This window comes from Marinomonas sp. ABL3_031 (genome assembly GCF_056161265.1).
In genome coordinates, this window is the sequence record NZ_JBSWYU010000012.1 from 123,881 (window position 1) to 135,457 (window position 11,577).

Annotated in this window: 10 protein-coding genes; 4 read left to right on the forward strand and 6 right to left on the reverse strand. The window is 40.7% G+C overall.

The window, feature by feature from the left end:
* Nucleotides 1-185: 185 nt before the first annotated feature.
* Entirely contained in the window at nucleotides 186-812 is a 627-nt protein-coding gene (locus tag ACXAH2_RS13740; RefSeq protein ID WP_475079251.1) for an OmpW family outer membrane protein, read from the reverse strand.
* 677 nt (nucleotides 813-1,489) lie between these two features.
* Here ACXAH2_RS13740 and ACXAH2_RS13745 point away from each other — a divergent pair.
* Nucleotides 1,490-1,720: a helix-turn-helix domain-containing protein gene (locus ACXAH2_RS13745; protein ID WP_475079253.1), complete on the forward strand. Its 231-nt coding sequence runs from the start codon at nucleotides 1,490-1,492 to the stop codon at nucleotides 1,718-1,720.
* Between the two features lie 137 nt (nucleotides 1,721-1,857).
* On the opposite strand, the gene lodB is transcribed toward ACXAH2_RS13745, so the two are convergent.
* Together lodB and lodA are read right to left on the reverse strand one after the other, a co-directional pair.
* Nucleotides 1,858-2,970 (reverse strand): lysine-epsilon-oxidase maturase LodB, encoded by a 1,113-nt coding sequence (gene lodB / locus ACXAH2_RS13750; RefSeq protein ID WP_475079254.1) that lies wholly within the window; start codon nucleotides 2,968-2,970, stop codon nucleotides 1,858-1,860.
* On the reverse strand, nucleotides 2,970-5,198 hold the full coding sequence (gene lodA, locus ACXAH2_RS13755; protein ID WP_475079256.1) for a CTQ-dependent lysine 6-oxidase LodA: 2,229 nt from the start codon (nucleotides 5,196-5,198) through the stop codon (nucleotides 2,970-2,972). Before lodA ends, lodB begins: the two co-directional genes overlap by 1 nt.
* A 320-nt stretch (nucleotides 5,199-5,518) precedes the next feature.
* On the opposite strand from lodA, the gene ACXAH2_RS13760 reads away from it, so the two are divergent.
* The gene (locus ACXAH2_RS13760; protein WP_475079258.1) at nucleotides 5,519-6,037 is read left to right on the forward strand and encodes a ferritin family protein; all 519 of its coding nucleotides are present in this window, start codon (nucleotides 5,519-5,521) and stop codon (nucleotides 6,035-6,037) included.
* A gap of 331 nt (nucleotides 6,038-6,368) precedes the next feature.
* On the opposite strand, the gene ACXAH2_RS13765 is transcribed toward ACXAH2_RS13760, so the two are convergent.
* Nucleotides 6,369-7,451: a pectate lyase family protein gene (locus ACXAH2_RS13765; protein ID WP_475079260.1), complete on the reverse strand. Its 1,083-nt coding sequence runs from the start codon at nucleotides 7,449-7,451 to the stop codon at nucleotides 6,369-6,371.
* Between the two features lie 342 nt (nucleotides 7,452-7,793).
* On the opposite strand from ACXAH2_RS13765, the gene ACXAH2_RS13770 reads away from it, so the two are divergent.
* Both ACXAH2_RS13770 and ACXAH2_RS13775 read left to right on the forward strand, forming a co-directional pair.
* Nucleotides 7,794-7,940, forward strand: a complete 147-nt coding sequence (locus ACXAH2_RS13770) for a transposase (RefSeq protein ID WP_475079261.1) — start codon at nucleotides 7,794-7,796, stop codon at nucleotides 7,938-7,940.
* Nucleotides 7,941-8,370: 430 nt separating this feature from the next.
* On the forward strand, nucleotides 8,371-10,143 hold the full coding sequence (locus ACXAH2_RS13775) for a right-handed parallel beta-helix repeat-containing protein (RefSeq protein ID WP_475079262.1): 1,773 nt from the start codon (nucleotides 8,371-8,373) through the stop codon (nucleotides 10,141-10,143).
* A gap of 621 nt (nucleotides 10,144-10,764) precedes the next feature.
* Here the strand turns inward: ACXAH2_RS13775 and ACXAH2_RS13780 are convergent.
* Both ACXAH2_RS13780 and ACXAH2_RS13785 read right to left on the reverse strand, forming a co-directional pair.
* Nucleotides 10,765-10,998 (reverse strand): Imm32 family immunity protein, encoded by a 234-nt coding sequence (locus ACXAH2_RS13780; protein WP_475079263.1) that lies wholly within the window; start codon nucleotides 10,996-10,998, stop codon nucleotides 10,765-10,767.
* Nucleotides 10,988-11,577 (reverse strand): hypothetical protein (locus ACXAH2_RS13785; protein ID WP_475079264.1); only part of this gene is annotated, 590 nt, incomplete at its 5' end. The genes ACXAH2_RS13780 and ACXAH2_RS13785, both read right to left, overlap by 11 nt.

Here is an 11,577-nt window from a genome sequence, read left to right on the forward strand (position 1 = left end):
CATGCAGAGTGGTCTTGATAATTGGTTTTTCAGAACAAATAAAAAGGCTCAATCTCTGGATTGAGCCTTTTTATAAAAAAATCTCACTTATTCAAAAGATTATTTTTTGGCACAAGCTTAAAAAGAATAAACAATCCTACTAACTAATGGGATTGTTTCCTGCAAGGCATATTCCTTTATAAAGGTTAAAACTCATAGCCTGCTGCTATCACCACGGCAATTGGATCAAGTGTGATATCAAAATTATTATTGTTTTGCGTTTTAATTGTGGTATCCACGTCCAAATACCAGAGAGAAGCATTCACAAACCACTGATTCGATACGGTTACATCAACCCCAACATGCGCCGCTAAGCCAAAGGAAGCATCCACAGAAACCGTATCTGAGGCTAAACTCCCTTCGGTTTTTTCATCAAAAAACACTGCGTAATTAACGCCACCGCCCACATAAGGTCGAATATCACTCGTCGCTTCGCCAAAATAATATTGCGCCATAAAAGAAAAAGGCAATTGAGAAACCTCTGCAATTTTGCCTAAACCTGCGGTACTTACATTATGAACAAAGGGCAAAGCAACAATCGTCTCAAAGCCAACATGATCCGTATACATATAACTAATGGTGCCAGTCGGCTGAGTATCATTACTGACCTCAAACTCACCTGATCCCAATACATCACCACTGCTTTCCTGTGGCATAACACTGCCGACACCACCTCGAACTAACCAAGTTCCCGCCTCATGAGCTCGCGCTTGAGTGGACAAGATTGCTGTGATCAACACAAAACTTACCATACTGGCATTTACGATATTCATATAAATCCTTCTTTTCCTTAAACATGAGTCCTAAAACTGCCTGTTACTTGACACATAAATGATACAAGCTGAAACAGTGATTACTCCATTTAAAATACAACATCTAGGAGGTCTTAAATCGCCTCCCGAGACGAGAATAACAGGATACGACAATTTAGTTAAGGAAGGTACGAACAAGTCCACTGACTACCACAACTTGTTCCTGCATGGCCCGAATGCCCTACATCCATGTCAATCTTAAACATCTATTTCACCACGTCTAATTCATCCGAATTAAATACCATCAGACAAGAATATACATGCTCTTGCTGGTTGCTGACCTTTTATCCAGCTCAACTAATGGCCTATCTTTAGGCCATAAAAAGCACAGACATAGTCAGGTAATAAGAACGTAAGCATATGCCTTTTAATCGTTTTATAAGATATGTCATTTAATGACCTTAGAGCTCTTAAATATTTTACTGCGAAATATTATTGCTTGAGATAGCTTACTGAGGATTTTCGTCTATAGTTTCTATTGTTTACCTTCCCTAGAGAAAGATTTGAGGTTAATAGAGGAATCAAAATGATACACAAAAAATGTACTTTTTCAGTTTTAGACGTTACCAAACATAATTTTTAGGCGCGATAACGGCATCTATGCGGAAAGTTCACAATAAAAGTTAGGGAGAAACGTTATGAGTTGCTTGGATGGCAGAGTTGCCTTAAACGCAAATAGATTAAAAGAGCTGAGAATGCGATCTGGCCTAAGTCAAGAACAGCTCGCAACACAATGTTTAAACAATGGCATTCTCGTTTCCATATCGTCAATAAAAAGAGCTGAACTTGGTATGAACGTTCTCTACCGGACAGCAAAAAACTTGGCCATTTTTTATCAAATTAGCATTGACGAACTCTTACAATACTAGTCAAAACCAACATGAATTTTTCTGAGATTGCTCAAAAAAGCAAGGGTAGTGAATACTGCATTATACTCACTACCCTTTATTAGGCTTTACGAGTACTGTGCTCTCCTTTTAGCCCCAAGGTAACAAATCGATCTTTATTAGGGCTGCAATTTTGTCACCTGAAAAGACTGTCGCCTTTGCCAAAAAGGCTGATCCGACCAACGCTTCTCTCGCCTGTAAATATCACTTTTAATCGATTTATATTCTTGATAGATATATCTCAAGTCTTGTTGGTATAGATGCATCGCATCCGACGAACCACTCATAAGAGACCCTACCCCATTACAAGCACTGCTAAGAGCAAAGCCAATCCCCATAGAGGAAACAGGATCAAAAGATAAGGCTGCGTCACCAACAGCAATAAACTTATCAGGAAAGGAGGAATGACAGTACTGACTTGTGGCGGGTTTAATCCATAGTTTAGGATGAGCACTTTCACATCCTGCTAAGAATTCTGCAATTGACGACATATTAGCTAAATGCTGATTCCAAGCAGCCTTATGATTGAGGTGTCTCTGTTGCAAAATATCCGAGTCCGTAAAGCAAGCAACTACAGCCAATTCAGGAGATAGACCAGCATAGTACCACCAGCCATATTCACAACTTTCGATTCTTTGATGTTGCTCAAAAATACTGTTTGGATGATGCAGGAAAGTTCCGACTCCGACCAAGCTATCTTCCGCGACACGCTCCATTCCCAAGGAACGTCCAACTTTACTCTGTCGACCAGATGCTTCAATAAGATAGTCACTGTGAAACACCAAAGCGCCTTCCTCTGGATGCTTACATTGCACTTCCCAACCTGTGTCGAGAAATGTGATATGCAGATTGGTACAACGAGGAATGACAACACCACCATTGTCGACAAAGTGGAGTAACAAAGTTTCATCAAACGTGTCTCGATTCAATTGATAAGTCGCACCTTGAGAGGTAAACATACTGTGGTGCTGACTCTCTATCGTGCTGCCCCAAACACTGGTTTTACCAAAGTTTGGCGTAAAACAAAGATCGCCAAATTTTTCGACTGGCACTTCCAGAAAGTCTAAAAAGTCAAACACACTATGAGAAACTTGCTCTCCAATTCGCTGTTGCGTGAAATCCCCTCTCTCTAAAATCAGCACCCTTTTGCCATAATGTTGTTGAAGTGATATAGCGGAAGCGGCCCCAGCAGGACCACCTCCAATCACGATAGCGTCAAATGACTCCATCATTAACCTCTCATACGAGTACCAGAACGAGGCAAGACGTTTCTAGAATACACTTTTCGGAAAGCTCTCTGTTCTAGATAGGTCGCCATTTTAATACCTTTTAGTGTGCCCTTACTTTCTAAAGATTCTTTACTATCATTAATAAAGAACACAGGGATGCTGGTTTCATTGTCTACGCTATTCCCTGTGATTTGGCCAACACCCACTTCTTTGAAATCAAACAACTCATGGTTACGCTCCGTTTCAGTAAAGAAAGGAAAACCCTTGTTCTCAGGGTTTGAGTTACGATCTCGAATAAAAGCCAAGGCAGACCAATGTTCTACCATCTGGCTGTAGCTGTTGATACCACGCGCAAAATTGGTTTGTTGACCTGCGGGTAAGTTACTCAAGAACTGACCTTCGGCATCTAGCTCACCGGTTAATACGTCCCAAGGACTTTGTGGTGGCCACCAGTAACTGTAGTAGGCGGGTGTTAATGGCACTTTTTTATCCACATTCTTCGTCGTACTAGAGGCACTTTGAGAACCCACGTACCCTACTCCGTCAGGCAGATTACTCCAAGTGGCCGTTGTGTTACTTCCAACCTCTTCGGTACGCTCTGCTTTATTCACCTTAGGTTCGGAGAAATTCACCACTTGCAATGTACAATTAAAGAAATCAGCTTGCCAAGGACAAGCCATACGCTTAGTTAAATCGCCCGGTTCACAACCATCACCCGCTTCGCATTCATCTCGATCAGGCGACAGTCCATTCGCAGCAAAATACGCAGCATTTTTGTAGTGTTTGATTTGATAAGCGTCAGAATAGATAACGGGATTCTGCAGACTCCAAGTCACTTCAATACCGGGACACATAGGCAAACCGACACAATTACCAATGCTTGCTGCATCAATTGGATTGACTAAGGGGATGACCTTATCCGTATTGAACTTACCTTCCGCCCATTGTTTGAGTAAGAAAAGTTGAGTGGCATCCAGCGCCAAGAATTTCTCCACCACATTGTTCAAGTTTTCAACGGGATCACCGCTAGCATTGCGAAAATCGCCAAAGTCACTCAGGTTGGCACTGTTGACCGAGTTACTACCAGAGTTCATCGGCATCATAGGAAGAATGTCGCCTTCTGTTTCGCTACTCATGAGTACCTGTTGAGGCTGATCATAAAGACCCACCACTTTCTTATCAATTTGACGGAAATAATCGTAGTACTTCATGCGATTCGGCTTGTTCGCATCACTATTGTCGCGGTAATCAAAATGAAAACTGAAAAAGCCACTCATAGACTGAACATTGGAGACCCATTGGTATTCGCGAATACGCTCAATGATAGGCAGAATATCGCGATCAAAGTTGGCGATATAATCTGCATTGTATTCATTCCCTGAGTACATATCAGGGACAAGGTTAAAGTGACGCACACCCACATCAAAACACGTGTCACTAAGTGTTGAGATATTGACTATCTCAGGTGCAAAGTCAGGAGAACCAACCACTATCCAAGCCTGCATGGTGTCATCAGGCGTGTCATCTTGATAAGTCACCACACAATTGATCGAACCATCGGATATATCATCATACCATTCATCACCGCCACCATAGCCGCTTAGATCAGTATTCCCTCCGGCAAAGCCGTAGCCTCCTACTACAATGAGACGTCCTTCATTGTCCGTCATTACGGTTCCTAAACTTTTGAAGTACGACGACCCTTGTTTAAACCCTCCTTCGGGATTGGGATAAGATGCCGGATAATCGGAAGGGATAGTTGGGATGCTAATTTCCTGACTTTGCAAAGTACCACTAACGGTACGGGGTCCTAGATCAATGATCAGCTTATTACGTCTTTCATCAAGGTCTTTGACACCTTCATTACGCCAAGGAATCCCACGATTTTGATAGCTATTTGCCTCACCATACAACAAGTTACCGTTTAACTCTTGGAATTGGTACCAAGCGGGCTTTTTATTAGCCAGATGCACCGTCCATTCAATGTTTTTCACATTGGCAGAATTAAGGGTTATTTCACTTCCATTACTGTCGAATACTTTAAAAACTTGTCCTTGACGAAGAATACAGCCTGACTTGTCTTTAAAATGAGTTACTTGGTTAGTGGGTTGACGATTATCATCTGACTCGTAAGGCAATCCACCAATTTTCGTTGGATTTAACAAAAATTTATCTTCAATAGAATTTCCTAATCGAGCAACACCAATAGATGGGTGAATAGAAAGTGGCATAACTAACTCCTTTTTCGAACTAAAATCCGTAGCGATTGCAATGGGGGAGTTATTGAGTAAAGCAGATAGAAGAAGGCGGTTCAGTATCAGTTCGGTATCAGTTCGGTATCAGTTCGGTATCACATGCCGTGGATAAAAAACTATAAGATGAATTTTGTTTAGACACACCTGTTAAGAAGCTTGATAACACTGACGTCTTAAGTGGCTAATGTGCCTTCTCTATTAGGCTATTAATTTACGCTTTAAAGAGAAATTCAACCACTATATTAGCCTATACTAATATTAATACATTAACATAAAGTGTGAGATGAGGAGCCCCCATGAACAAGTCTATATATACCGTCAGTTTGGTGTTAATCATTACAGTATTGAATGTCGCTAATGCAAGTGACACAAGATTTGGCGCTGCAGCAGCGAAGCAAAATACATCGCCGTCAATTCAACAAATGTTGAAATATGCGATACAAGATGAATATCTAGCGCGCTCTGAATATGAACTGATTATGAAGAAGTATGGTGAGCAACGTCCTTTTAGTAACATTATTCAATCTGAAGAAACACATATTAAATGGCTAAAAGACATTTATCATCATCATGGATTTACCCTACCCAAAGATGATTCTGCACACTATGTAACACTGCCAGAGTCGCTTAAAGATGCCTTTGCAACGGGTGTGCAAGCCGAGATTGATAATATTGCTATGTATGAATCTTTCTTAAAGAACCCCTTGCTCAATCAAGCTGAATATGACGACATTTACAGCACCTTTAAAAAACTGATGAACGCCTCTAAAAATCATTTATCCGCCTTTGAAAAAGGCTTAAGTCGGTATCAATAATAGGTAGCAAATAAAACGCCTTGGTAGCAGCGCTGGCAACCTTGGTCGTGGCGGCCGCTAGGTTAACTTTGAAGAAAGCCAAATCACTTTTCGGCAGCTTGCCTTCAAACACTTTTTACTTGGCCTCTTCGTACGCGGCTTTGGTATCTTTTACCGCGTCTTTGGCTTGGTCTAAGGCTCGTACCGCAAGCTAGGTGTCCGCATAAGCATTTTCCCCCCACGATGAGGCTTTTTGTGACGACAGCATAAACAAAACCGCTGCCTGTCGTTCTAAAGAAAGAGACATGCCAAGCATGTCTCTTAGTAGGATTGTTATGACATCAAAACCGCATTAATTGACACCACAGTTACCGTTCGAGACTTTTAGGCCTTTTTGCGAACCTGCACTGTTCATTACTATGTTCTTCACACAATTCGCATCATCTAACTGATAAGAGTAAGGAATACTAATTGACGTCGTAGACACAGGGTTAGGCCCGGCTGGAAATTCATCACTAGCAGGTGTCCAAGTTACGTCTTGGAAAATGTTGCCACTGATGTCCCAATAACCCATTTCATCGGTATAGAAGGTACCGATAGGATTATTTGCACGTTCAAAGTGGTTATTTTCCGCCTTGATAGCCCCACCAATACGTGGATTCATACCCGATTTAGCGATGTCATTGTAGTAGTTATTGTACGCGTGAGCGGTACCATGTCGTAACAACGGCATACGAGAATCAATCGTGTCATACCAGTTATGATGAAAAGTAACAAAAGTATTTTGATCATCACTGTCGCTTGATCCCATCAAGCCACCCCGTCCAGAAAGATAAAAGTGGTTATAGGAAACAGTCACATACTTAACGTTATTTTTCAGATCAATCAGAGAATCGTAACCGGAGTTTTCGCCACCAGAAGCTTCTAAAAAATTATGATCTACCCAGACGTTATAAACGTCTTTTTCCATGCCAATCGCATCACCGCCATTAGAGGTTGGACTTCCAGATTTTTTAACATTACGAATATGTAGATTTTGTAGAATAATGTTGGATGTTTCACGCAAATGGATGCCAATCTCATCAAATAGAGCGCCATCATTGGTACCAATTAAAGAGATATTTTTTACCCTTTTGAATTGAATTTCATCATCTCTAGTATCACAACTTCCCCTCACTTTTTCGGTATTTCCGTGATTGATCACCCCAGTCACATAAATGATAAGAGGCGTATCATCATCGGCACGCTCACACATGGCTTCGTTTATTTCCGTCCCTGTGCTGGCATAAACGACATTACCGCCAGCACCACCAGTAGTATTGCCATTGAGTGTCGCATAACCTTCTAAGCCTGCCGCATAGAGAGGTGAGAATGCCAAAGTTAAAGACACAAGTCCTGTGGCTTTTAACGTTTTTTTAGTTAAGCTGATATACATAATTAAGTCCTTATTTTTTTTGACGTTATGTGCTAACAACTAAGAGTAAAAGATCTATCCAAAAACTAATTTTCCTCTTTAAAGTGACTTGCCATCATTGGACTCATCACTTACGAGTGAGATTCGTTACATTTAGCTACAACGAAGCAGCAACTCATTAAACACTAATGAGTAAACTTAAAAATAAAACGTGTTTTTAATTTTATCAAGAAATTGTTTTTATTTTATAAAGAAATGAAAAAAGCCAATAAGACTGCTGATGACAGAGACCCAGAGATGCTATTTATCTTGTTAAGACTTGTCATCCTCCTGAAAAATAATTGGCTTTAAGTAGAGAGTTTTATGATCAAAGAATTAGGAGCACTCTATGCAAAAATCACGTCTACCGAAAGCCAAATCCTGGCGATTGTAAAGCAACACGAAGCAAGAATGTCGATTGCTGACTTAGCCCGAGAACACAGCATCAGTACCACCTCTATCTATCAGTAGCGAGCGAAATACGGCGATATGGTGGCCTCCATGATGAAGCCTTTAAAAGAGTTAAAGGCCGAAAACCCTCACCTTAAGAATGAACCTAAGGTTGTCCTGTTAAAGTTCAGGAGTCCTGTTAACTTTCTGTTGCCATTTTTGTCACTTAGCTCACCAAAAAGCCTCTTAGAATTTAATTGTTTTTAAAACAAGCAGTAAGCACAAATAAGGCAAAACACACTATCAAAGAAAGCATTATCGATAAAAATTATAAATGACTCTAATTCTCATTCTTAACTAGAGTTTACTAATGAGGAATGTCGTTTTAAAAAAAATAAATTTTCATTTCTTTAAATTTCCTCAAGCAATTCAAAAAGAGATACTTAGGTTTGAAATAAGCAAATACATTTCAGCCTAAGCAATTTAAGGATTAAATTGAAGGAATATAACCATGAATAAAATGATGAAAATAATTAGCTTGTCAGCACTACTGGCGACCAGCTCCAACTTAGTTTGGGCTGACAGTGTTTCGCTCGGTGGTATAGCAGGAAGCAACCAAGTTGACCTATATTGGAGCAATTCTGGTGAAACCAGTGCTGCTTATCAGGTCTACTATGACACCGATAGTAATCCAAGCGGCAGGGTAAGGCTGGATAGCGTGTCCTCCTCCACGTTCAACTATACCGCTACAGGATTAAACAACGGTACAACCTACTGGTTCTGGATTAAGTTTCTGGACAGCGACACAGGAGAATATGCCAACTCCAATGCATTTAACACCACGCCAAAAAGCGCAAATAATGTCACATTAAGCGGTTCAGGCAGTGGTGATCAGGTTACCTTGCAATGGAACAGTTCAAATACTAACTCCAATTATCAAATCTATTACGATACAGACAGTAATCCAAGTGGCCGCACAAGAATCACCACTGTGTCATCCTCAGTTACCCAATATACAGTGCAGAATTTAGACGCCGGTGTTCCCTACTGGTTCTGGATCAAATACACCAACAGTGATAATGAGACTAGCAACTCTAATGCTTTTAACATTACTCTAGACGGTTCCGGCACAACGAACCCGCCTTCTGGCAATGGCCCTACTGCAAGCAATAACACAGTGGTGGACTCAGAAAGCGAAATACTTTCTGCTATTAGTAATGCTTCTTCCAGCAAAGCCATTTATGTCCGCAGTGGGACCTACTACTTCGACTCTCCAATTCGTTTGTCAAAATCTGGCTCATCGTCTAATAAAATCATCCTAAGAAACTATCCGGGTGACAGCCATCCCGTGTTCAACTTCTCTTCTATGTCCGAATCCAGCAGTAATAGAGGCATGGAGTTAAGCGGTAACCATTGGCACATGTATGGCATTCATGTCACAAGAGCAGGCGATAACGGTCTGCACATAACTGGAGATGACAATATCATTGAATTCTCTAGTTTTTATCGTAATGCGGATACTGGCGTGCAACTGGATAATGGGGCGAGTAATAACAGGATTGAAAATGTCGACTCCTACTACAACGCCGATTCTTCACTGGAAAATGCTGATGGTTTTGCAGCAAAACTGACAGTAGGCAATGGTAATTATTTTTATGGTTGTCGAGCATGGAATAACCTAGACGATGGTGTGGACGGTTATCTTCGTGGTGCCAATAACATCACCACCACGTATGAAAATACCTGGGTCATTCGTAATGGTTACTTAGAAAATGGCAATCGTGGTGATGGAGATGGTAATGGCTTCAAAACCGGTGGTAGTGATGACAAAGACCTAAAACACAACGCTATTTTCATCAATACCATTGCAGCAGGAAATGCCGTTGATGGTTATGATCACAATAGTAACCGAGGCCGAGTCACTATCTATAACTCGATTGCCTATCAAAATGGTCGTAACATTTCCTTCAGCAATACTAACCGAGCGGAATACTTAGAAATCAAAAATACCATTTCTTATGACCCTGAAGACTCTAGTGATCAATTCAATGCCAGCAGTACCAGTATATCCAATAATAGTTGGCAAAATGGTATCTCTGTGTCATCAAGTGACTTTGAAGGTTTAAATATCAACGACTTACTACGACCTCGTAAGTCAGACGGTAGCTTGCCGGATGTGGACTTTTTCAAGTTAAAAAGTGGCAGTGACTTAATTGATGCTGGGACGAATGTGGGTGAAAGCTACAATGGCTCTGCACCAGACATAGGTGCCTTTGAATATTAAGTCTCCCCATTAAAATGATGTAATAACGACACTAAGCCAGTCAGCTCACCCTGACTGGCTTTTCTACATTTAAAGACAAAAGAATTTTCAGAAAAATGACGGGGCACACTAAGAACTCAACGTCATCACACAAAACACGGTTACATTCTCCTTTCTTCAATGGAAAATCCAGCCACGGTGACAATGACAAGGCCGATGGTGGCCTTGGTGGTTTGGGCTTATTCAAGAGAAACAAAAAAGCTCAATCACAGGATTGAGCCTCGAAAGAAGTTAAAGGATTTTCTAACTTATTGAAAATATTAAGAACTTAAGGTGGGTGTCTTGCTAAATTTGTTGTAAACACTGAGTTCTTAAGGTGCCTGTCCTAATAAGAAGATTTAAGAGAGCAATTCTATTCCATTTTGGAGGGCTAACAATGGAGTTGACCCACTAAGAAAGGTGAAGAGCCAATTATATACAGTACATTTAAATATCCTCAAGAAAACGCTAGAAGCTTTGTAAACACTGAGTTCTTAAGGTGCCTGTCTTAATAAGAAGTAAGGTTAGAGTCATGGAGGGCTGGCTGATCGTTACCGCTGAGTAGATACAACAACAAAGCCCGCAACAGCAGGCTTTGCTCAACTACCATTTATGAATGGTAACTTTGTTGAGAAGATGACTATCTTCTGATTGAGGGTCTTCTGAAAGCTCATTGCCGCCCCAGCTTGGAGTCATTAAGTGTTCATGGCTCACTTTCCCCTTAATTTGGGAAATAATCGAACGCAAATTTTCCAACCCAGCATCATCACAATGGATATTTAACTCATCACCATCTTTGGATATTTCAAAGCTCAACAAAAAATTATTAGTTGTCATTTAGCTTATCTCCCAGTGGGTATTTTTTCTTCGATAATTTAGAACCGTTTGTACGGTTCACATCCACATGCGGATACTCAGTACCTTTTTTGTATTTACCACCAGGATCGATATGGTAAGAACGGCCTGTTTTAGGATTTACATAACCACCTTTACCATTCAAAGGATCAGGCCCTCTAGGTTGGAAACTTTTATCTTTGAACATCTTGTCTATCTGTTCAGGCGTTTTGCCTTTAAATGGTTTTTTGGGTGGTTTTTTAGGTGTTGTTTTAAACAAAACAGGTATAAATCTTGACATAAAGTCACCCTGCTCTTTATCAAGAGTATTATATACTTTCGTATTCGCCAAGACTAATGATGTATTATTCCCAACATGGCTATTCGTAGTCGCCATCCCATCATCATAACCATTGATGTCTAAGGCTAAATTCGTATAGTCCGCTAAGTTGCTACCAAAATTATTGGCGTAGGCTTCGTTATCGCTTTGACTGTAATGATTGCCATCCTGCGCATCCATTTCATGAGCCGATTCATGACCAGCGGCATTAACAAGCACTTCCGTTGAGTCTATATTAACGT

Coding starts and splice junctions, on each gene's coding strand:
- ACXAH2_RS13740 (WP_475079251.1), bottom strand. CDS start 812: ATGAATATCGTAAATGCCAGTATGGTAAGTTTTGTGTTGATCACAGCA.
- ACXAH2_RS13745 (WP_475079253.1), top strand. CDS start 1,490: ATGAGTTGCTTGGATGGCAGAGTTGCCTTAAACGCAAATAGATTAAAA.
- lodB (WP_475079254.1), bottom strand. CDS start 2,970: ATGATGGAGTCATTTGACGCTATCGTGATTGGAGGTGGTCCTGCTGGG.
- lodA (WP_475079256.1), bottom strand. CDS start 5,198: ATGCCACTTTCTATTCACCCATCTATTGGTGTTGCTCGATTAGGAAAT.
- ACXAH2_RS13760 (WP_475079258.1), top strand. CDS start 5,519: ATGAACAAGTCTATATATACCGTCAGTTTGGTGTTAATCATTACAGTA.
- ACXAH2_RS13765 (WP_475079260.1), bottom strand. CDS start 7,451: ATGTATATCAGCTTAACTAAAAAAACGTTAAAAGCCACAGGACTTGTG.
- ACXAH2_RS13770 (WP_475079261.1), top strand. CDS start 7,794: ATGATCAAAGAATTAGGAGCACTCTATGCAAAAATCACGTCTACCGAA.
- ACXAH2_RS13775 (WP_475079262.1), top strand. CDS start 8,371: ATGAATAAAATGATGAAAATAATTAGCTTGTCAGCACTACTGGCGACC.
- ACXAH2_RS13780 (WP_475079263.1), bottom strand. CDS start 10,998: ATGACAACTAATAATTTTTTGTTGAGCTTTGAAATATCCAAAGATGGT.